The sequence below is a fragment of the Blastomonas aquatica genome, from assembly GCF_014639875.1.
In the GTDB taxonomy this organism is placed as follows: domain Bacteria; phylum Pseudomonadota; class Alphaproteobacteria; order Sphingomonadales; family Sphingomonadaceae; genus Blastomonas; species Blastomonas aquatica.
In genome coordinates, this window is record NZ_BMGD01000006.1 from 211,383 (window position 1) to 230,891 (window position 19,509).

The 19,509-nt window shown below is 64.1% G+C and carries 21 protein-coding genes; 15 read left to right on the forward strand and 6 right to left on the reverse strand.

The window, feature by feature from the left end:
• Nucleotides 1-9 precede the first annotated feature (9 nt).
• Genes fliP through IEW00_RS16020 form a run of 3 tightly spaced genes read right to left on the reverse strand, consistent with a single transcriptional unit; the run spans nucleotide 10 to nucleotide 1,412 of the window.
• Nucleotides 10-744 (reverse strand): flagellar type III secretion system pore protein FliP, encoded by a 735-nt coding sequence (gene fliP / locus IEW00_RS16010; RefSeq protein ID WP_188515422.1) that lies wholly within the window; start codon nucleotides 742-744, stop codon nucleotides 10-12.
• Nucleotides 741-1,175 (reverse strand): flagellar biosynthetic protein FliO, encoded by a 435-nt coding sequence (locus tag IEW00_RS16015; protein WP_188515423.1) that lies wholly within the window; start codon nucleotides 1,173-1,175, stop codon nucleotides 741-743. Before IEW00_RS16015 ends, fliP begins: the two co-directional genes overlap by 4 nt.
• Before the next feature lie 3 nt (nucleotides 1,176-1,178).
• Entirely contained in the window at nucleotides 1,179-1,412 is a 234-nt protein-coding gene (locus IEW00_RS16020; protein ID WP_188515424.1) for a FliM/FliN family flagellar motor switch protein, read from the reverse strand.
• Nucleotides 1,413-1,531: 119 nt separating this feature from the next.
• Between IEW00_RS16020 and flgC the strand changes: the two genes are divergently transcribed.
• The 5 genes from flgC to flhB are packed head-to-tail and all read left to right on the forward strand — an operon-like array spanning nucleotide 1,532 to nucleotide 4,391.
• Nucleotides 1,532-1,939 carry a flagellar basal body rod protein FlgC gene (gene flgC / locus IEW00_RS16025; RefSeq protein WP_188515425.1) on the forward strand — a complete coding sequence of 136 codons (408 nt, stop codon included), beginning with the start codon at nucleotides 1,532-1,534 and terminating at the stop codon, nucleotides 1,937-1,939.
• Nucleotides 1,940-1,951: 12 nt separating this feature from the next.
• Entirely contained in the window at nucleotides 1,952-2,281 is a 330-nt protein-coding gene (fliE, locus tag IEW00_RS16030) for a flagellar hook-basal body complex protein FliE (protein WP_188515426.1), read from the forward strand.
• Between the two features lie 21 nt (nucleotides 2,282-2,302).
• A complete protein-coding gene (locus tag IEW00_RS16035) occupies nucleotides 2,303-2,566 on the forward strand; it encodes a flagellar biosynthetic protein FliQ (RefSeq protein ID WP_188515427.1) in 264 nt (87 codons plus the stop codon).
• 4 nt (nucleotides 2,567-2,570) lie between these two features.
• Complete coding sequence (gene fliR / locus IEW00_RS16040; protein WP_188515428.1) at nucleotides 2,571-3,320, forward strand: flagellar biosynthetic protein FliR; 750 nt, start codon at nucleotides 2,571-2,573, stop codon at nucleotides 3,318-3,320.
• A gap of 3 nt (nucleotides 3,321-3,323) precedes the next feature.
• The gene (flhB, locus tag IEW00_RS16045; protein ID WP_188515429.1) at nucleotides 3,324-4,391 is read left to right on the forward strand and encodes a flagellar biosynthesis protein FlhB; all 1,068 of its coding nucleotides are present in this window, start codon (nucleotides 3,324-3,326) and stop codon (nucleotides 4,389-4,391) included.
• A 39-nt stretch (nucleotides 4,392-4,430) separates the two neighbouring features.
• On the opposite strand, the gene IEW00_RS16050 is transcribed toward flhB, so the two are convergent.
• Nucleotides 4,431-4,847 (reverse strand): hypothetical protein, encoded by a 417-nt coding sequence (locus IEW00_RS16050; protein WP_188515430.1) that lies wholly within the window; start codon nucleotides 4,845-4,847, stop codon nucleotides 4,431-4,433.
• An 83-nt stretch (nucleotides 4,848-4,930) separates the two neighbouring features.
• Here IEW00_RS16050 and IEW00_RS16055 point away from each other — a divergent pair, with 83 nt between their 5' ends.
• From IEW00_RS16055 to IEW00_RS16065, 3 genes are read left to right on the forward strand one after another with little or no spacing between them, the layout of a single operon-like run.
• Nucleotides 4,931-6,037 carry a flagellar basal body P-ring protein FlgI gene (locus IEW00_RS16055; protein ID WP_188515431.1) on the forward strand — a complete coding sequence of 369 codons (1,107 nt, stop codon included), beginning with the start codon at nucleotides 4,931-4,933 and terminating at the stop codon, nucleotides 6,035-6,037.
• Nucleotides 6,034-6,330: a rod-binding protein gene (locus IEW00_RS16060; protein WP_373282659.1), complete on the forward strand. Its 297-nt coding sequence runs from the start codon at nucleotides 6,034-6,036 to the stop codon at nucleotides 6,328-6,330. Before IEW00_RS16055 ends, IEW00_RS16060 begins: the two co-directional genes overlap by 4 nt.
• Complete coding sequence (locus tag IEW00_RS16065; RefSeq protein ID WP_188515432.1) at nucleotides 6,327-6,749, forward strand: hypothetical protein; 423 nt, start codon at nucleotides 6,327-6,329, stop codon at nucleotides 6,747-6,749. The genes IEW00_RS16060 and IEW00_RS16065 overlap by 4 nt, the downstream gene beginning before the upstream one ends.
• Nucleotides 6,750-6,856: 107 nt before the next feature.
• On the opposite strand, the gene IEW00_RS16070 is transcribed toward IEW00_RS16065, so the two are convergent.
• On the reverse strand, nucleotides 6,857-7,279 hold the full coding sequence (locus IEW00_RS16070; protein ID WP_229737092.1) for a flagellar basal body protein: 423 nt from the start codon (nucleotides 7,277-7,279) through the stop codon (nucleotides 6,857-6,859).
• Nucleotides 7,280-7,297: 18 nt separating this feature from the next.
• Nucleotides 7,298-10,039 carry an NHL repeat-containing protein gene (locus tag IEW00_RS16075; protein WP_188515433.1) on the reverse strand — a complete coding sequence of 914 codons (2,742 nt, stop codon included), beginning with the start codon at nucleotides 10,037-10,039 and terminating at the stop codon, nucleotides 7,298-7,300.
• 105 nt (nucleotides 10,040-10,144) lie between these two features.
• Between IEW00_RS16075 and IEW00_RS16080 the strand changes: the two genes are divergently transcribed.
• The 7 genes from IEW00_RS16080 (at nucleotide 10,145) to IEW00_RS16110 (ending at nucleotide 19,503) form a co-directional block, all read left to right on the forward strand.
• Nucleotides 10,145-11,179 (forward strand): flagellar motor switch protein FliG, encoded by a 1,035-nt coding sequence (locus IEW00_RS16080; RefSeq protein WP_188515434.1) that lies wholly within the window; start codon nucleotides 10,145-10,147, stop codon nucleotides 11,177-11,179.
• A gap of 86 nt (nucleotides 11,180-11,265) precedes the next feature.
• Nucleotides 11,266-11,883: a FliH/SctL family protein gene (locus tag IEW00_RS16085; protein ID WP_188515435.1), complete on the forward strand. Its 618-nt coding sequence runs from the start codon at nucleotides 11,266-11,268 to the stop codon at nucleotides 11,881-11,883.
• Between the two features lie 252 nt (nucleotides 11,884-12,135).
• The gene (fliF, locus tag IEW00_RS16090) at nucleotides 12,136-13,662 is read left to right on the forward strand and encodes a flagellar basal-body MS-ring/collar protein FliF (protein WP_188515436.1); all 1,527 of its coding nucleotides are present in this window, start codon (nucleotides 12,136-12,138) and stop codon (nucleotides 13,660-13,662) included.
• Nucleotides 13,663-13,688: 26 nt separating this feature from the next.
• Nucleotides 13,689-14,060 (forward strand): flagellar motor switch protein FliN, encoded by a 372-nt coding sequence (gene fliN, locus IEW00_RS16095; protein ID WP_188515437.1) that lies wholly within the window; start codon nucleotides 13,689-13,691, stop codon nucleotides 14,058-14,060.
• A 5-nt stretch (nucleotides 14,061-14,065) separates the two neighbouring features.
• On the forward strand, nucleotides 14,066-15,391 hold the full coding sequence (locus IEW00_RS16100; protein WP_188515438.1) for a sigma-54-dependent transcriptional regulator: 1,326 nt from the start codon (nucleotides 14,066-14,068) through the stop codon (nucleotides 15,389-15,391).
• Between the two features lie 21 nt (nucleotides 15,392-15,412).
• Nucleotides 15,413-17,518: a flagellar biosynthesis protein FlhA gene (gene flhA, locus IEW00_RS16105; protein WP_188515439.1), complete on the forward strand. Its 2,106-nt coding sequence runs from the start codon at nucleotides 15,413-15,415 to the stop codon at nucleotides 17,516-17,518.
• A 53-nt stretch (nucleotides 17,519-17,571) separates the two neighbouring features.
• Nucleotides 17,572-19,503 carry a flagellar hook-length control protein FliK gene (locus IEW00_RS16110; protein WP_188515440.1) on the forward strand — a complete coding sequence of 644 codons (1,932 nt, stop codon included), beginning with the start codon at nucleotides 17,572-17,574 and terminating at the stop codon, nucleotides 19,501-19,503.
• Nucleotides 19,504-19,509 lie beyond the last annotated feature (6 nt).

Sequence of the window (19,509 nt, forward strand, 5' to 3'; positions counted from 1 at the left end):
CCCGGTACGTCACCCGCTGCCGAAGCTCTTGAGCAGCGAGCCTGCCACCAGCGCCCAGCCATCGACCAGCACAAAGAACACGATCTTCATCGGCAGCGAGATGGTCGGTGGCGGAAGCATCATCATTCCCATCGCCATCAACACGGCGGACACCGCCAGATCGATGATCAGAAACGGCAGCAGCAGCAGAAAGCCGATCTCGAAACCGCGGCGCAGTTCGGAAATCATGAACGCCGGAGCCAGGGTCGTCAGCGGAATCTCCGCCCGGTCCCCCGCAGGTTTGCCTGACAGTTCGACAAAAAGCTGCAGATCGCTCTCGCTCACCTGCCCCAGCATGAACTGCCTGAACGGCTCCGAGGTGCGTTCGAACGCCTTCGTCTCCGATATCCGGCCCTCGGTATAGGGTACGACGCCACCGCTCCATGCCTTTTCGAAAGTAGGAGCCATCACGAAGAACGAGAGGAACAGGGCGAGGCTGATGATCACCGGATTGGGCGGAACGCCGGGAGCGCCGATCCCCGTGCGCAGCAGCGACAGCGCCACCACGATCCGGGTGAAGGAGGTGACCGTCATCAATATGCCGGGCGCCAGGCTCAGCACGGTGAGCATCAGGACAAGCTGGAGCACGTTGCCCGATACCGAACCATTGCCGTTCAGCGCGATCGTCGCGCTTTGTGCAAAGGCAACCTCGGGCAACGCGAGCAGAACGGTGCCGACGCCGCCCCTCAGGATACTGCGGTTCATGCCAGTTGCTCGCTTTTTTCAGCCGCCCGAGCGGTGTTTTGCTGGGGTAGGTGCCAGCGCGCGCGCTTGGGCCGTTCGCGCTTTCCTGCCTGCGCAGCGGCACGAGCCGGCGGGGCGTGAAGCACACTTATGGGCGCCTGCAACTCGGGTGGTTCGGGCGACCGCACAACCATATCTTCGGAGGACACCATGACATGGCCCTCGGGTGCGACGATAACGAGATGTTCGCGACCATCGCAACGGATCAACACCGCAGAACGGCGCTGGTCGATGGTAAGACGCTCGACCAGCTCGAGCCGCTGCTCGGCGCGGTGCCCCACCCTGCCCGGCAAGCGAAGATCAAACCGGCGGGTGGCCCATAGAGCGCCCGCCAGAATGCCCAGCAGCAGCGCCAGCGCGCCCAGCGCGCGCAACATTCCCAGAATGTCCATGGGTTAGCGTTTCGCGCTGACGAGCTCGGAAATTTCGAGCAGCATTCTGTCCCCATCGACGAGGATCTGTCCACGCGCGACCAGCTGGCCGTTCATGAATAGCTGCGTCGGATCGTCTTCATTGCGATCCAGAGGGATCATCGCGCCGCGCGACATTTTCAGCACCTGCCGGATCGGCAGCGTCGTCGAGCCCAGAACAATTGTGCATTCGACCGAGATGTCATTGAGTACGGACATGGCAGGCAACTCCCTTGGCCATATTCTAGGCAGAAAAGTCCATCCTCGAGCCGCAGCTAGGCAAAATTTTCCTATTAGAAGAACGACAGCGCTGCGGCGCACCACGATTTGGACGAACCATGACCCTTGAAACCTCGATTGGAATTTCAGCATCCGGCCTGCGCGCGCAATCACTCAGGATGCGGGTGATCGCCGAAAACCTGGCCAACGCCAATTCGGTGGCCGACACGCCCGGCGGCGATCCATACCGGCGCAAGGTGCCCATCTTCCGCGCCACAGTGGACCGCATGAACGGCGGGAGCACCGTCGAGGTGACCAGCATCAGACCCGACCAATCGGAGCTGCCGCGCATCTACCAGCCTGGCAACCCGGGTGCGGACGCTGAGGGGTACGTCAAGCAGCCCAACGTCAATTCGCTTGTGGAGACCGCAGACATGAAGGCCGCACAGCGCTCGTACGAGGCCAATCTCAACGCCATCGAGGCTGCGCGCAGCCTGACGATGCGCACCATCGATCTGCTCAAGTAAGGAACCCATATCATGTCCATCAGTGCTTTTGACGCAGTCGCCGCTTATGGCGGCATTCCCGCGATCAAGACAGGCGGCGCGGCTTCGGCAGGCAGTTTAGGCGGCGGCGTTGGCGGCGGAGAGGACGCCAGCTTCGGCGACATGGTCTCCGGGTTGGTCGCTGACACCGCAGGCAAGCTTCAGGCCGCCGAGCAGGCGAGCATCCGCCAGGTTGCCGGCAAGGGCGACCTTATCGATGTCGTGACCGCCATCGGTGCCGCCGAGACCGCACTCGATACCATGGTCGCGGTGCGCGACCGGGTGGTGAGCGCCTACGGCGAAATCATGCGGATGCAGATTTGACCGTCTGAGGGACCCAACACCATGGACTCCAACGACGCCATCCAGATCGCCTATGCGGCGCTGATCGTGGTCCTCACGGTTGCGGGGCCGCTGTTGCTCACCTCGCTGGTGATCGGGGTGGTCATCGGCCTGCTCCAGGCGCTCACGCAGGTTCAGGAAATGACGCTGACCTTCGTGCCCAAGCTCGTCGTCATGGGTCTTGTCTTCATGCTGTGCCTACCGATGATCGGTGATGCACTGTCGGGTTTCATGACGCAGGTCACCGACCGGATCGTGGCCGGCTGACCGCATGGACCAGCTGCCAGCCCAATTGTCAGGCTTCCTGATTGTCTTCGCCCGGCTCGGCGCGGTGCTGATGGTGCTTCCGGTGTTTTCCGAGGACGCCGTGCCCGGGCGCATCCGGCTGTTGATCGCGCTTGCCATTTCTTTCGCATTGTTCGCGCTGGTCGGCCCGAAGGTTCCGGCGGTGGGAAGCGATATCGAACTGGCAACGCTGGTCGTGGCCGAGCTGCTGACCGGGTTGGCACTCGGCATGATCGTGCGGATCATGTTCCTTGCCACCACCATTGCAGGTTCGATCATCAGCCTGCAGACCGGGCTGACATCGGCGGTGATGCCCGATGCCGCATTGGGCGGACAACTGCCGGTGCTTGCCAAACTGGTCAGTGTATCGGCTGCGGTCGTGTGCCTTGCGCTTGGCATCCATCACCTGTGGATCAAGGCGATGCTGAACAGCTACAACGTTTTCCCGATCGGCGGACTTCCGCCGGCTGCGGATTACGCCCAACTGGCGATCGCGACCATCTCGCGTGCGATGGAACTGGGGATCAGCCTGGCAGCGCCGCTGATCGTCTATGGCATTGTCTTCAATGTCGCATTGGGCCTTGCCGCACGTCTGGCACCGACCATCCAGGTGTTCTTCATCACCCAGCCGCTGAACATCCTGCTGGGATTGACCCTTTTTGCCGCCACCTTGGGCGCTGTGCTGACCGGCTTTGCCACTGCGATGGCGCAATGGATGCAGGGAGGCTGGGTCTGAGCGATGGCGGGCAGCGATTCAGGCGACAAGACGCACGATCCGACGGAGAAGAAGCTATCCGACGCGCGTAAAAAGGGCGATGTCGCCGGCGCACCCGAGATGCGCCACGCCAGCATGTTCGTTGCGGCGCTCGTCGCACTGGGCAGCCTGGGAACGTTTGCGGTTTCCCAGATGCTCACGATCTTCGTCAAACTGTGGGGCGATGCCGACGACATCCTGATCGATAGCGGAACCGGCCACCATTTTGCCGCGATGCTGCTTCGTGAGCTGGGTATGGCGATCGGCCCGCTGCTGGCGATGCTGCTCGGGTTCGCCATGCTGTCCTTCTTCCTGCAAAGCCATCCCACGCTCGCCTGGTCACGGCTCAAGCTCAAATGGGACAAGCTGTCCCCGCTGGCCGGCATCAAGCGGCTGTTCGGCAAATCGGCTTTTGTCGAGTTTGCCAAAACGTTGGCGAAGTTCAGCTTCGTCGCCACCGTGGTGCTGACCGTCATCTGGCCGCATGCGGGCGAGATCGAGGGTATGGTCGGTGCCTCTGCGGCAACCGTGGGCAAGACCGCGGCAGCGCTTGTCGTGATGATGGTCCAGGCCGCCGCGATCCTCGTCGTGGCGCTTGCCGGGCTCGATTTCTTCTACCAGCGCAGCGCCTTCTTCAAAAAGATGCGCATGTCGCTGCAGGAGATCAAGGACGAGTATAAGGAGAGCGATGGCGATCCCAAGATCAAGGCCAGGATCCGCGCGATCGGCATGGAACGGTCGAAGCGCCGGATGATGGCCAAGGTGTCGAAGGCGAGCGTCATCGTCACCAATCCGACGCACTATGCCGTCGCGCTGCAATATGACCATGGAGCGATGGCGGCGCCGGTGGTGGTGGCGAAGGGTGTCGACGAGATTGCGCTGAAAATCCGCGAGATAGCCGCCGAACACGGGATCCCTATCGTCGAGAGGCCGCCGCTGGCGCGCGCGCTCCACGCCAATGCACAGCTCGATCGTCCGATCCCGACCGAGCATTACGCGGCCGTCGCCGAGATCATCTCCTATGTGATGAAGCTTGCGCGAAAGGCGAGGTAAAACTGGCTCGCAAGCCAGGCTTGCCAGGTTAACGGCCCCTTACACTTCGATATCCAGCTCGGTCGGCGCAGCGCCTGCTCGCAGCTTGTCAGCCTGCATGCCGGCATTCAGGGCGGGATCGGCCGACAGCGTCAAATGGCGGACCGGTTCTGCCGGGAGGATGATGCGCTCGGCCGCTGCATATTGCGAACCTGGCTCTGCTGCCAGCCCTTCGGGATCGTCCGGGTACTTCCGGGCCGAACCGCCCTTGGCGCGTCGCCCTTCGCGCTGCGGATCGACGGCAGCAAGCGTCACCAGCATCTGGACCGAGGCGAGCGGATGCGGTTGCTGCGCTGCGACCGGCTTGGGCAGAGTCTCTGCGCCCGCCACCGGTTCCCCGCCAGCGCCGACAGATCGGGGTTGTCCGGTGATCACAGCAAGGATGCGCGATAGTGGCAAATGCGCGCCGATCTGCACGATAATCTCCTCCGGGAGAGCCCTTCTCCCCCCTTTCCATCCTATAAGAAAAAGACACGGACACGGGGTTTGAGGACAAGATTATGCGAATTGGAGCGATATTCGTTACCGCGGCGGTGATCTTGTGCGCAACATCCGTCCCAGCTTGGGCCGGATCACGGGTCAAGGATATCGTCGCCTTTGAAAATGTTCGCACCAACCAGCTGGTTGGCTACGGCCTCGTGGTCGGCCTTGCGGGCACGGGCGACAGGACCCGCAATGTGCCCTTTACCGAAGAATCGCTGCAGGCGATGCTCGAGCGCATGGGAGTGAATGTTCGAGACACCCAGCTTCGTACCAGAAACGTCGCTGCCGTCTCGGTCACCGCCACGCTGCCTGCCTTTGCACGCGCCGGATCGCGGATTGACGTTCAAGTCGCAGCGCTGGGCGATTCGACCAGCCTGCAGGGCGGGACGCTGCTGATCTCGCCGCTCCGCGCGCTTGATGGAGAGATCTATGCCGTGGCGCAGGGTCCCCTGGCGGTATCGGGCTTCAATGCCCGCGGGGCCGGCGCAAGCATCAGCCGCGGCGTCGCAACTTCCGCGCGGATCGCCAGCGGCGGCATCGTCGAGCGCGAGGTAGCCTATGCGCTCGGATCGGCCGAAACGCTCAAGCTCGCCCTCAACAACCCGGACTTTACCACCGCCCAGCGTGTCGCACAGGCGATCAACCGGCGCTTCCCGGGAGCGGCGCGGATGCTGGATCCGGCAACGGTGGAATTGCGGCGTGCCGCCAGTTCTGAAACGACGCTGCTCGACATGCTGCCCGAGATCGAAAATCTGGCGGTCGATGTCGATCAGCCGGCACGCATCGTCGTCAACGAGGCCGCGGGCACCGTCGTCATGACCGCCAATGTCCGCATCAGCCCGGTCGCGATCGCGCAGGGCGGCCTTACGATCAGTGTTTCAGAGAACCCGATCGCCTCGCAGCCGGCCCCGTTCGCCGAGGGCGAAACCGTAATACTGCCGCGAACCCAGATCACGGTGGACGATGGCGGCGGCGCCTCGATGGCCATGCTTGAGGGGGGCACCTCGCTGCAGTCGCTGGTGAGCGGTCTGAACAGCCTGGGCGTATCACCACGCGACCTCATCACGATATTGCTGGCCCTCAAGGGGGCTGGCGCACTCCAAGCGGAGATCGAAGTCCAGTGACCGACCCAATTGCCCCCACAGCCGGCCCGTCGTCGGCTCCCTCGCTGCCCGCGAACCATGCCGCCATCGCGCGCACAGCCGAGAACTTCGAAGCCGTGTTCATGGGCGAGATGGCCAAGCTGATGCTCGAGAGCGTCGATATCGGCGACACCTTTTCTGGTGGCCATGGCGAAGAGATCTTCCGGGGCATGCTGGGCGAGAAGCTGGGCAGCGAAATGGCCCGGCGCGGCGGCGTGGGGCTGGCCCCGGCAGTCATGGAACAAATGTTGAAGATGCAGGAAGGATCCTCATGATCGAAGACGTACTGGATGTGTCGGGATCGCTCACCCGGCTGATGCGCGATGAGAGCGCTGCATTGCTGGAGCAGGGCCGGTGCGCCGAACATGAACAGATCGTCGCCGCCAAACGACGGCTCGCAGGACTGCTCGATGGCGAGATCGCCAGGCTGAACCGGGTCATGCCGGACTGGCTGCAGCAGCTTGGAGAAGATGCCGGCGAGGCATTGCGTACGGCCATTGCTGATCTGCGCGAGGCGGCTGCGGCCAATGCCCGCATCGTCGAGCGCCATCTGAGCCTGTCGAACGACATGATTGCCGCAGTCGCCGACGAAGCGCGGCGGCTTTCGGGTAACCGGGGCTTCAACTACCAGGAATCGGGCACCATGATACACCGCGACGGAACCAGCCCGATCTCGGTCAACACCCGCCTGTAATCGGCCTGCCCTAAGCGAACTGGCCTGAACACCCGGGCTGGAAAGAGTTTTGCGCGCAGCCGTAAAGGGCTGCGCGCATTGCTTTGTGCGCTGTTGGCGGACAGCGATCAGCCGCCGCCGTTCTTGCCCACCGCGGTCTTCATCAGCTGCATCTGTTTGCGGTAGAGGTTGGTCAGCGCGGCAAATTCGGCCTGGATCGCGCCCAGCTTCATCACCTGCTCTTCGAGCGTGACATTGTTGCCATCGGGCTTGGTCTCGGTCACGTCCTCGTCCGGTATGATGCCCGCCGCAGTCTGCTGCGAAGCGCCAAGCGCCTTCATGCCACCCGTCAGCTGAACCTGCGGCCGCGATACATGGGGCGCGCCGCCTGCATCGACCATATAGGCAAAGCTGGGGGCCTCCATCTCGCGGGCCTTGAACCCGGGGGTATCGCTATTGGCGATGTTCTGCGCGATGACATGCTGACGCCGGGATAGGTGACCCATCGCCTGGCTGATACCGCGCATCAACGGGGGAACTGTCTCGCTCATCATGAACTCCCTGGAAAATCAGAATCTGGTGGTGCCGAAACCGAACGTCAGGCTGGATATCCGGGTCAGCGCATCCTGATAGCGGGCGATCTGCGCCTGCTGATAGGGCGACGCGCTGCCGCCGGACGCGCCGCGGCTGCCGTCAACGATCCGGGCCTTGCCATCGTCCCAATACAGCGAGCGATAGGCGGTCTGGGTCATCGAGATGGCGCTCTTGACTCTGGCGAGCGCGACGGCGGCGCTTTCCTTGCTCGAAAGGTCGAGCGCGTGCGTGAGATCCAGGCCATAATTGCCGCCCGGGCGGACCTTTGGCGCAAGCGCTCCCAAGACCGGCGGCGCCACCAGCCTGGCCGCGGGCAGGCCGAGCTTGGCGAGCGCATCGCGCCCCGCCCCGCCGGCGACCAGTTCGATCCGGTTGCCGGACTTGGCCACGATGCTGAGCGACCGCATGCCATCGACCGCAGGCGTGGTCACAATCGCTTTCGAACCCGTGATCTTGCTCACCTTGTCCGCGAGCGTCGTCAGCGTCTCGCCCGCATCGATCGTGATCCGCCGCGCCGCGCCATCGCCGACCCGGATAGCGAACTGGTCACCCGCGCGCAGACTGGTCTGCGCGGTAAGGTCAATCGAAGGCTGATCGCCAAGCGCGCCGCGCCGCAGGCCCAGCGCACCGAGAACGGTTGATCCGCCCGTTGCTGCAGCAATCCGCACCGGTTCGGTCCGAAGCGTGGAAAGACCAAATTGATCGACACGCGCGACCGCGCCGGTGGCACCGTCGAAGCGGGCCACGAAGCCGTCCACGCTGCCGCGACGGGCGCCTGACAGATCGCCAGCGGTTCGTCCGCCCGCATACAGTGTGCCATTCATGAAGGTGAGGCTGTCGATCTGATCATCGCCGCCGGTGCCGACATAGGTAACCAGGGTGTTAGCCAGATCCGCGCTGACCCGCGCGACAAAGCCGTCACGCGCGCCACTGATGGCGTTGACCTGGCTTCCCGGAACGGCCGAGGACGCAGCGCCGCCCACCGCGATCATCCCGTCGGCGTCGATCGCAAGCACGCGCGCATCGGTGCGGCCGAGGTCGAGCACGCCCAGGTCTGTGGCCAACGAGGTACCCGCGATCCGCCGCAGCGTCGCCTGACCGCTCTCGCTCGTCAGCACCAGCACATTGCCGTCCTGGCCGACCGCCAACGCGGTAACGGAATCGCCGCCGCCGCTGTCGATGCTGCGCCGTTCGCGCAGCGTGCCTGTCGCATCGAGCCTGGCGACGAACGCATCGCCGCCGCCTGTTGCTGCCCGACCGCCGACATAGATCGAGCCATCTGCCCCAACCGCCAGCGCGGTGGCGACATCGCTGCCGCGCGCGCGAACCAAGGTGGATGAAAGTTCGGCGCCTTCGGCATCGAAGCGGACGACGATCATGTCGCCATCGCTCTGCGCGCCATCGAAGCTGCCGGTGACGGTCCCCGCGACGACGATCTCGCCGCCCGGCCCGATCTGGACCGCCGCACCGTTCGCGGCCCCGGTTGCGCCGAGCTCACGCTGCCAGACAACCCGCCCCTCGCTGTCGACCTTGGTCAGGAAGAGGTCCTGCGAACCGGCGATCCGGTTGGCGGCAAGATCGCCTGCCGTCGTTCCGACGATGTAGCTTGCGCCATCGGAGCCGGTGACGATCGCCTGCGCGGAGGTCGCAGCCGCGCGCTCGGTAGAGGGTCGCTCGACCCCTTCGATCGCCTTGAATTTTGGCGCGGTCAGCGCGGCGCGCTCGCTTGCCAGCCGATCGCTTGCCGAAATCTGCGACAGCGTAAGCCTCTGCAGGTCGCCCGCAGGGTCATCGAACCGCATCATCTGCACCGATGTGGGCTTTGCAGGATCGGTCATGCCGGTCGCCACCACCAGCGCATCGCTGGCACCGATCTGGTCGATCGAAACCTGTTCGTTGCCGGGGTTTTCGATCCTGAAGCCCCAGCTCCCCGTGCTCTTGTCGGGGACGAAGCGGACCAGCCAGCGCGGCGTCGGATTGCCGTTTGCGTCGAGATTGGGGCTGCCATCGGGCTGGCGCAGAGGAACCGCGGCGATCGCTTGGTTGATCGCCTCCGAGACCGAATCCAGCGTCGGCGGCTGGGGACCACCGGCCAGATCGACCGAAATGGTGTCGCTGGCGCTGCCGCGCGCGATGGTCACGACGAACTGCTCGGTGCCTGTCAGCGCAGCCAGAGGCGCATTTCTGGCCTCGGCAACACCCTTGCCAATGATCTTGCCCACGGGTCCGGCCGTCGCAATGGCGACCGACTTTGCGCTGCTGCTCGATCTTTCGAAGGCGAGAGTCAGCAAGTCGCCCGGGGCAGTGCCGATGAAGGCTTCGAGATCCTTCAAGCCTTTGGCGAAGACGGCTTGCAGCGGCTTGCGAACCACGTCGGTCGAACCGGCCACCGCCGCTTCGGCAAGCACACGCAGCCGGTCGAGCGCCTTGTACGTCGTAAATGTCGCGGCAACATCGTTGGTCAGCTTCTGGCCGCCACTGGGCTTGCTATCGACGATCGACGTCAGGCGGCGGATCGCTGCAACCTGCGAAGATACGGGCGATTCGGCGCCCGCCTGCCTCCAGGGTGGTGTCGTCTCGGGCGTTGTGAAGGCCGCCTTGGCCCTGCGCACAGCGAGGGTTTCCACCGTCAGCGCGTTGCTGCCCCAGGTGCCAAAACTGTTGGTGCCGGTAAGAAGGCTCAGGCCGGCCAGGCTGCTGTTGAGGTTCAGTGTCATGTGTTGATCCACCCCGCCAATTGACTGCCAAAGCCTCTATAATAGGACACAAGGCCTGCTCATACGCACGGGTGCGCGGGAATCTTTAGCGTTGGGGAGAAAATCATGACGATGCTGAGCACGATCGGGGAGCCTCCCGAGCTGAAGAAGTATTCCAATCCTCAGCGCGCCGCAGCCTTGTTGCTGGCGCTGGGCAAGGTGTACGGCGCGCCGATCTGGGAACAGTTGAGCACCGAAGAGGTGAAGGAGGTTTCATCGACCATCGCGCAACTCGGCCGCCTGCCCTCTAAGGCCGTTGAATATCTGCTGGTGCAATTTACCAGCGAAGTCTCGAGCATGGCCTCGTTGCATGGATCGTTTGAAACAACCGAGCGGCTGCTGACCGGAATGCTTTCCGACGAGCGGGTCCGCGAAATCATGGAGGACATCCGCGGTCCTTCAGGACGTACGATGTGGGACAAGCTGTCGAACGTCAGCGAGGTCGTGCTGGCTGCCTATCTGCGCAACGAATACCCGCAAACCGTTGCGGTGATTCTGACCAAGCTGAAGTCGGAGCATGCGGCCAGGGTGATCTCCGAACTGCCGGGGGATTTTGCGATCGACGTTATCCAGCGGATGCTCCGGATGGAGCCGGTCCAGAAGGAAATCGTCGCGGAGATTGAAAACACCCTCAAAAGCGAATTCATGACCAATCTGGCCCGTTCGCAAAAGCGCGATCCGCACGAATTGATGGCCGACGTGTTCAACGCGCTCGACCGCGCGACCGAGGAGGCGATGCTCTCTGCACTGGAGAACTGCAACCCCGATGCTGCCGAGCGGATCCGCGCACTGATGTTCACCTTCGAGGATCTGGCAAACCTGTTGCCGGCATCGATCGCCTCGATCGTCAAGAATGCCGACAAGCGGATGATGGCGCTGGCCTTGAAGGGCGCGCCGGAGGATATGCGCGTGATTTTCATGAACGCGATGACCGAGCGCGCTGCGAAGATGTTGCGCGAGGACATGGCCGCGATGGGTCCTGTGCGTGCCCGCGAATGCGACGAGGCGCAGTCGGGTCTCGTGCGGCTCGCCAAGATTCTGGCCGATCGGGGTGAAATCGTGCTCGTCGACCCCAAATCCGATGAATCGATGGTCTATTGACGGTGGAAGCAGTTCAGAACCGCCGCCAGATCCTGCCTTTTGCATTCGATCGCACATTTCCTTCACAGACGGGCGACGGGCCCAGGATGCATCGCAGAAAGACCGATGCCATCGCGCTGGCGAACGAGGTTGAGGCTTTGCAGGAGCAGATCGCCCGGCTGGAGGAAGGGCATCGCGACGAACTCGCGCTTGTGCGGTCCGAGGCTTTCGCCGCGGGACTGGATCACGCCCGCACCGAGCGCGAAGAAGCAATCCTCGCGGCGATCGACGCTGCGCAGGCATCGCTCGAGACTCTCGCCATTCAGCACGAGGAACTGCGCCACGAGGTTGTCGCAGACGCCTGCCAGCTCGCTCTGACGGCGGCGGAAATACTCGCCGGTTGTGCGATCGACCGCGAACCCGGGCGCCCGATCGACGAGGCAATCGGGCGCGCGCTGCTTCTGGTCACCCGGGGCCAGGAAATAGAAGTGCGGGTCCATCCCGATCTGGTGGAAGATATCACGCAGCGCATCGCCGTGCGCCAGGCGGGCGACCGCCGGCGCCTGTTCCTGAGCGTTTCGGCCGATCCGGCGATTGTGCCGGGCGATGCCGCGCTGACCTGGGAGCGCGGCGGCCTGTTGGTCGATGCCGCCAGCCGCCGCCAGGCAGTGCTCGACGAGCTCGAGCCGCTGACGGCAGCCAGCGAGGCTGACAGCCAAGTCTGATCCGAAAGGCTGATCCGCGGGGCTGATCCGCTGGGCTGATCCACAGGGTTGATCGGCGCGGCCGGGACATCTGACTGGCCTGACGAGAATTGCACCAGGCGGCAAATTTTTCCTACCGGCAAAAACTGCCGCCTGTCGGCTGCACTATAATGATCCTAAGGGTCGGCTGCTGAGCTGGCGACAATCATCGGGGCCACCTTGGAAGCACTGCGCAACTTTGCCAACCAGCTCGGACCGCGGCGGCTCCTTCTCATGGGAGGTGTCGCGCTGGCCATCCTCGCCTCGCTGGCGGCGGTGGCGATGAGCGCGGGATCATCCGACCGGATGGGGTATCTCTATACCGATCTCGATCCGTCTGCGGCCCAGTCGATCATCGAAAAGCTGCGCGCGCAGAACGTCCCGTTCTCGCTCTCGGGCGATGGAACCGCGATCCTGGCACCCGAAGACCAGCTACCCGAATTGCGGATGAGCATGGCCGGCGACCAACTTGGCGGCAAGATCGGCTATGAGGTGCTCGACGAGCAGCAGCCCTTCGGCATTTCAGCATCGCGCGAGAAGCTCAACGAGACCCGCGCCATCGAGGGCGAGCTGGGTCGGTCGATCTCGACCCTGCAGAACATTTCGAATGCGCGCGTCCATATCGTGATGCCCGAACGCGCGCTGTTCGCCCCCGAGGCACGCAAAGCGAGCGCGTCCGTCACCGTCAAGACCCGCGGGCGCCTGGCGTCCGGCAATGTCGAGGCGATCCGCTACCTTGTTGCCTCTGCGGTGCCCGAGCTCGCACCCGAGTCGATCTCCATCGTCGATCACACCGGTGCGCTGCTGGCCCGCGCGGGAGAAGCAGGCCAGGCGGGGGCCGCGCAGGCCGACGAGCGCCAGATCGCCACCGAAGCCCGGTTCCGCAGCCAGATCGAAGCGCTGCTTGAACCGATCGTGGGCGTCGGCAAGGTTCGGGCCGAAGTCTCAGCCCAGATAGACCGCGACCAGACCCGCGAGGAGGCCGAGATATTCGATCCCGACGCCCAAGTCATCGCCCGGCAGATTTCGGTGGATTCAGGCGACGAGAGCCAGGAGAACACGGCCGAAGCGCAAGGTGCGACCGTCGGCGAACAGCTGCCCGAAGCCGAAGGCGACATCGGCGGCGGCGATAACCCGGGCCGCAAGAGCGCGCGCAACGAAACCTCCGAAGACACCACCTACCAGAACAGCAGTCGGCGCACGGTCAAGGTCAGCTCACCCGGCAGGATCTCGCGACTCAGCGTCGCCGTGATGGTCGATGGCGGCGCGAAGGGCGTGCCCCAGGAACAACTGCAGCGTTTGACGCGCGTGGTGGAAAACTCGGTTGGCTTCGATGCCGAACGTGGTGACAGTGTGATCGTCGAGGCTATGGCCTTTGCACAGCCCGATGAACTGGACGGCGCGGACGAAGGCCTGTTTTCCAACCTGCCCGTCGATCAGCTTTTCGGTATCGCCAAATTGCTTTTGATCGCTGCGGTGGGGCTTGTCATCCTGCGCATGCTGCGACCCAAGCCTGCTACCGGTTCGGGTGGTCCTGCTGCCTCTGGCGACCCGATCATGCTGACGCCCCAGCCACGCGGCGATGGCACGCAAGATGGCGAGACGACGCCAGCGCTCGGCGGCCCGCAGCTCGAAGAGGAAATCGCCCTTGCCCAGGTGGAGGGCAGTCTCAAGGCCTCCGCGCTCAAGCGCGTGGGTGATGCAGTCAACAGCAGCCCGAACGAAGCTGCAGCGGTTATCCGCCAATGGCTCAATGGATGATGGAGAAACCGGTGAACAATCAGGACATGAACGACGCAGCAGCCATCGGCCTGCCGGAAGAGCCTTCTACCGCACCGGACTTCCCGGTGTTTGGTGAGACCGCGCTGGCGGTTCCGTTCGATGATCTTGCCTCTTTCGATCCGGCAGCGACCATGAACGACGGGCTCGACGCGGTGAACGACGTTCCCCTCACCATGCAGGCCGTTCTCGGGCGTGCGCGAATGACGATTTCGGAACTGGTGCAGATGCGGCCTGGCCGGGTGGTCGAGCTGGATCGCAAGGTAGGCGAGCCGGTCGACATCTACGTCAACGACCGGCTGATCGCGCGCGGCGAAGTCGTGCTGATCGACAAGGTCTTGGGTGTGACGCTCACCGAGATCGTGCGCGAAGAAGATTGATGCGGATGACCCACGTCAAACCGGTACGCGTCATCCTCATCGCCGCCCGCAACGCTACCTCCTGCGGGGTGGATGCACTGGCGCGCAAGGCCGGCGCGCTCGTCACCCGGGTCGCCAGCGAGGCGACAGCGGTGGAATACCTGCGCCGCGCCGAAGGCGATCTGGTGATGATCGAGGTCGATCTCGATGTTCCAGCCTTCGTTGCCAGGCTTCGTGCCGAGCGGATTGCGGTGCCTGTCATCGCCTGCGGCAGCGATCGCGCCGACGCGCGGGTCATGCTGGCAGGGCGGAACACACCAGACGACTACGTTCAACTGCCCGTCCAGCACGAACCGGTCACGACCGCAAACCTGTCGGGCGAGGCCACACCCTGGTTTATCGTCGCCGGGTGTGACGCGATGAGAGGGGTGGTGCAATATGGTCTCTCGATGGCGGCCACCACCGCGCCGATCCTGATCCAGGGCGAAACGGGCACAGGCAAGGAGCTGATGGCCCGCCTGATTCATGCCGGGTCGAACCGCCCTGGACACTTTCTGACGATCGAATGCCAGGGTGTGGCCCCCGAAATCCTGGAGATCGAATTGTTCGGACGCAAATCGGGCGATCACTCGCAGCGCCCGGGCCGGCTGGGCGAAGCATCGGGAGGCACGATCTTCCTGCGCGGGGTCGAGACGCTGCCCCCGGCGCTGCAGGCCCGCCTGCTCGACGCACTGCAGACCAGCGCGATCTGCGGAATGGGAACGCACGCCGATGCCAGCACAGCTGCTCGGCTGATCACCAGCGCGAACGACATCACTGCAGCCTTGGTCGAACGGGGGCAGTTCCGCGCCGATCTGCTCGCCAGGCTCAGCCTCGCCAAGATCAACCTGCCGCCCCTGCGCGAGCGCAACGCGGACATCGATGCTCTCTCATGGTGCTTTGCCCAGCGCTTTGCGGCTTTGTACGACTTGCCCGTGCGTCCCTATGACGATGAGGCAGCTGCCATCCTCCACAGCTATCCTTGGCCGGGTAACGTCCGCGAGCTCGAGGAAACCGTGCACCGCGCCACCCTGCTCTCACGCACGCCGCGCATCGGCGCCGACGCGCTGGTGCATGCCAACGGCGCACGGCTCGATCGGGCGCATTGCAAGCCAAGCGACGAGATCTTGGTCGACAGGCTCGTCGGCCACACTGTGGCGGAAGTGGAACGCGAACTCATCCTCCAGACACTCGAAAGCTGCGGCGGCAACCGCACCTCGGCCTCGTCTGTTCTCGGCATCTCGGTGCGCACGCTGCGCAACAAGCTCAAAACCTTCGTGCAGGCGGGGATTTCCGTATCCCCGTCGCATTGATGCGCTGATCGGATATTCCGCATGCAGCCAATGATCGCCTCGTTCCTCCAGCGCATCGGTGCCAATCGCGATCTAGCGCTTGGTATCGGCGTGCTCGCGATCATCGCGATGCTCATCCTGCCGCTGCCCGGCTGGTTGCTGGATCTGGGCCTGGCGCTATCGATCACCTTGTCGGTGATGATCCTGATGACCGCGCTTTTCATCGAAAAGCCGCTGGAACTCTCGGCTTTTCCCACGATCCTGTTGATCGCCACGATGCTGCGATTGGGCCTGAACATGGCCTCTACCCGCCTGATCCTGGGACATGGCCATGAAGGCCCGCATGCCGCAGGCGGCGTGATCGAAGCCTTCGGAGAATTCCTGATCGGCGGTCAGACACTGATCGGCCTGACGATTTTTATCATTCTGGTGCTCATCAACTTCGTCGTGATCACCAAGGGCGCGGGCCGCATTGCCGAGGTCGCCGCGCGATTCAGCCTCGACGCGATGCCGGGCAAGCAGATGGCGATCGACGCCGATCTGGGCGCGGGCATGATCACCGAGGAACAGGCCCGTTCGCGGCGCAAGGAACTCGAAGCCGAAAGCAGCTTCTTCGGTGCAATGGACGGTGCGTCCAAGTTCGTGAAAGGCGATGCGATCGCCGGGCTCCTGATCACCGCAGTCAACGTGGTGGTTGGCCTGATCTTGGGCATTGCAATTCACGGGGTGCCCTTCGGCGAGGCGGTCACCACCTATACGCTTCTGACGGTCGGCGACGGGTTGGTCAGCCAAATTCCGGCGTTGATCGTCTCGACCGCCGCCGGATTGCTGGTGTCCAAGGGCGGCATGGCCGGGAAGACCGGCGCCGCCTTGAGCGAACAGCTCGGGCGCTATCCCAAAGCGTTTGGCATGGCTTCCGTGCTGATGGGTGCGTTCGCGCTGCTGCCCGGCTTTCCCTTCATCCCGTTTGCCCTGGTCTCTGCCGCTTGCGGCTACGGCGCATGGTCGATGAGCCGCAAGCTGGCTGCCGAGGAAGCACGCGGCAAGGCGGAGCAGCAATCGGCCGATGCGGTCACTGCATCTGCGGAGGAACCGATCGCGCACGTTCTTGCGATCGATGCTGTGCGGGTCGAACTCGGGTATGGCCTGCTGCCAATCATCAACGGCTCGATGACCGAACCCCGGCTCGACGATCAGGTCCGCGCGCTGCGGCGACAAATGGCGACCGACTTCGGCTTCGTATTGCCCGCGGTTCGCATCATCGACAACATGGCGCTGGGCGCGAACGATTACCGCGTCTTCATCCGCGAGACCGAGGCAGCCGCGGGCGAGATACGCCTCGACAGGCTGATGGTGATAAATCCGGGAGGCGGCGATGTCGGACTGCCCGGTGATCCGGCGCGCGAGCCGGTGTTTGGCCTTGATGCTTTGTGGATCGACCGGTCGCTGCGCGACGAGGCCGGCCTGCGCAACCTGACGGTGGTTGATTGCGGCACGATCATCACCACCCACCTGGCCGAGCTGGTGAAGGACAACATCGCCGATCTGCTCTCGTATACCGAAACCCAGAAGCTGCTCACCGAGGTGCACAAGGACGCCGAGAAACTCGTCACCGATCTCGTGCCGGCGAAGATCACCGTTTCGAGCATCCAGCGCATTTTGCAGAACCTGTTGTCCGAAGGCGTTTCGATCCGCGACATGGCGACGATCCTGGAAGGGATCGCCGAGACGGTATCGCTGACCCAGAACCTCACCCAGATCACCGAGCATGTCCGTGCGCGGCTGGCTCGGCAGATATCCGCCCAGCAAACCCGCAACGGTGCCATCCCCATCCTGACCTTGTCCCCCGACTGGGACCGGATGTTCGCCGAAAGTATCATCGGCGATGGCGACGAGCGCCATCTCGCGATGGCACCTTCACACCTGCAGAGCTTCATCGGCCAGGTGCGCGAACTGTACGACCGGCTTGCTGCAGACAATGAAATCCCGTGCATTCTGGTCAGCCCGATGATCCGCCCCTTTGTCCGCTCGATCATCGAACGCATCCGCCCGGCGACCGTCGTTCTCTCGCAGAACGAGGTACATCCGCGCACCCGGATCCGTTCGCTGGGCAGCATCGGCAAACAAATCGCGCTCGACGCACCTTGACCGGCACGCGCCGTCTATAACGTATACAACCGCCTTCCAGGCGAAAGGACCGCATGACCAACATCCTGTCGCTGGCGATGGATCGCAGCTTTTCCCAAAGTCCGTCCGGTGGCATCAGCCAGCCGGCCTCGACGACCACTGCGTTTGCCACCCTCTTGGCCGCATCGACCGCCAGCACCGCTGCGCCTGCCGGGCGAACCGCCAGCAGCGCGGCGCCTGTGGCGTCAACCGCCAGCTATACAGCCGCTTCCGCATCGGCGGGGCCGACTCTTGCCAGCAACTCCGGTTCGCCGGCATGGCCGCCGATGATGGGCCGCGCGCACGACGCCGCACCGCGAACAGACACTGCACTGGCAACCGTCTGGCAAGCGTCCGGCCCGGTTTTCGTAGATGCGGTCGTCCCACCTGAGGCGCCGACACCCCCGGGCCAGGCGCAGAACCTGTCCCTGGCACCGGTTGCACCCGGCCTGAACCCAGACGCCGCAGGCGATATCGCCTTATCCGAGCGTACCGTTACGATGGCCGATGTCCAAACCATGTCGGCCCGGGCCGATGTGCCCATCAATGGTCCTGCCGTCTCAGCGCCATCTCGCGCCTTGACGCCTGCCGACGACGAGCCTCTGACCGGCAATGACACCGACGCGCGCGCAGCGGTCCAGGCGACCGATCGGAACGATTCCGCCGAAAGGCTCCGTTCGCCGGAGCTCCACGGCAATTTGACCGCCACACCTGCAATTGCGGTCATGCTTGCCCCCGCCCCTTCCCCTGCTCCCTCGCCCATGAGCGCGCCAGTGGCCGGAGTTGCCGACAGCACAGGCGTGCAATCACAACAGATGCCGCTTTCCTCAGGTGACACGGGCACCGGGCAACGACACTCGCCCAAGGTGCACGATACCCCTGCTGCCGAACCCGCGTCTCCGGCCGAGCCGGCTACCGCCCCGGCAACAGGTCCCACCGCTGCGGAACGGTCCGCACAGCGTCCGCTGCGAACGCCAGTTGATGCCACCACGGTCGCTCCGGCGACCTCGGTCCAACCCGACGCTGCTGTCGCGCCAGCCCCCGAACTGGCCGCTACCGACGAGACGCCAGCGCCTCCGACTTTGGGCATGACATCCAGCGCCGAACCAGCCTCTCCCGCGTTGCCGGCCGCCGCCTCCGCACCAGCACCAGCACCAGCACCTCAGGCTTTCGATGGAACCACGCCGCAAATGTCGCCGACATTGCGCGAAACGACCGCCGGTAGGCCCGCCGCTTCCTACAACACCCTCCCGGTCGCAGGTTCGGAGACCCGTGTCGAGGCAACGGGGGCTGCTGATACCTTTCGTTCAGGGCCAGTGACGATGAAGGCGGCAGATCCAGCGAAACCAGCTCAGGCAATGACAGAGGCGACACCGTCTGCCCCGGCGCAGGTTCCGCTTTTGGCGAGCGAGCTGTTGTCGCTACCAATAGAAGCCGCGAGCGGCCCGTCGGTACCTTCGCCGCTGCCCGCCGCATCAGCGACGCCGGCTGCATCACTGTCTTCGCCTGCGGCACCGGCAACACCGGTATCAGCGGAGACCGTGTCAGCCCGTCCAGGCGAGATCGGCCACCAGCTGGGCATCGAAATCGCCCGGCGCAGCCAGGATGGGCGCGACAATCTGACCGTCCGGCTTGACCCTGTGGAGCTCGGCAAGATCCAGATCCGCATCCAGTTCGATGATCAGGGCAGCCTGCGCGCGCAGGTCTCGGCTGAAAGCGCGGTCGCGCTCGAAATGCTGCGGCGCGACAGCGGTGACCTCGTTCGCGCGCTGAACGACGCAGGGATTCGCACCGATGCGCAATCCTTTCAGTTCGACGCGCGCGGGCAGAACCGTGAACAGAACGGGCAGCGCCCTCAGCCCCAGGAATTTCGCCGCCAGGATACCTTGTTTGACGAAGACCAGGCACGCGACAACCCCCAGCAGCGCAGATCGACCACTGCGAGCAGCCTAGACCTTTTTGCGTGAGGACCT

Bases quoted from the DNA above. Each gene is read 5' to 3' on its own strand.
- fliP (WP_188515422.1), bottom strand. From the start codon at position 744: ATGAACCGCAGTATCCTGAGGGGCGGCGTCGGCACCGTTCTGCTCGCG.
- IEW00_RS16015 (WP_188515423.1), bottom strand. From the start codon at position 1,175: ATGGACATTCTGGGAATGTTGCGCGCGCTGGGCGCGCTGGCGCTGCTG.
- IEW00_RS16020 (WP_188515424.1), bottom strand. From the start codon at position 1,412: ATGTCCGTACTCAATGACATCTCGGTCGAATGCACAATTGTTCTGGGC.
- flgC (WP_188515425.1), top strand. From the start codon at position 1,532: ATGACCCTTGAAACCTCGATTGGAATTTCAGCATCCGGCCTGCGCGCG.
- fliE (WP_188515426.1), top strand. From the start codon at position 1,952: ATGTCCATCAGTGCTTTTGACGCAGTCGCCGCTTATGGCGGCATTCCC.
- IEW00_RS16035 (WP_188515427.1), top strand. From the start codon at position 2,303: ATGGACTCCAACGACGCCATCCAGATCGCCTATGCGGCGCTGATCGTG.
- fliR (WP_188515428.1), top strand. From the start codon at position 2,571: ATGGACCAGCTGCCAGCCCAATTGTCAGGCTTCCTGATTGTCTTCGCC.
- flhB (WP_188515429.1), top strand. From the start codon at position 3,324: ATGGCGGGCAGCGATTCAGGCGACAAGACGCACGATCCGACGGAGAAG.
- IEW00_RS16055 (WP_188515431.1), top strand. From the start codon at position 4,931: ATGCGAATTGGAGCGATATTCGTTACCGCGGCGGTGATCTTGTGCGCA.
- IEW00_RS16065 (WP_188515432.1), top strand. From the start codon at position 6,327: ATGATCGAAGACGTACTGGATGTGTCGGGATCGCTCACCCGGCTGATG.
- IEW00_RS16070 (WP_229737092.1), bottom strand. From the start codon at position 7,279: ATGAGCGAGACAGTTCCCCCGTTGATGCGCGGTATCAGCCAGGCGATG.
- IEW00_RS16075 (WP_188515433.1), bottom strand. From the start codon at position 10,039: ATGACACTGAACCTCAACAGCAGCCTGGCCGGCCTGAGCCTTCTTACC.
- IEW00_RS16080 (WP_188515434.1), top strand. From the start codon at position 10,145: ATGACGATGCTGAGCACGATCGGGGAGCCTCCCGAGCTGAAGAAGTAT.
- IEW00_RS16085 (WP_188515435.1), top strand. From the start codon at position 11,266: ATGCATCGCAGAAAGACCGATGCCATCGCGCTGGCGAACGAGGTTGAG.
- fliF (WP_188515436.1), top strand. From the start codon at position 12,136: ATGGGAGGTGTCGCGCTGGCCATCCTCGCCTCGCTGGCGGCGGTGGCG.
- fliN (WP_188515437.1), top strand. From the start codon at position 13,689: ATGAACGACGCAGCAGCCATCGGCCTGCCGGAAGAGCCTTCTACCGCA.
- IEW00_RS16100 (WP_188515438.1), top strand. From the start codon at position 14,066: ATGACCCACGTCAAACCGGTACGCGTCATCCTCATCGCCGCCCGCAAC.
- flhA (WP_188515439.1), top strand. From the start codon at position 15,413: ATGCAGCCAATGATCGCCTCGTTCCTCCAGCGCATCGGTGCCAATCGC.
- IEW00_RS16110 (WP_188515440.1), top strand. From the start codon at position 17,572: ATGACCAACATCCTGTCGCTGGCGATGGATCGCAGCTTTTCCCAAAGT.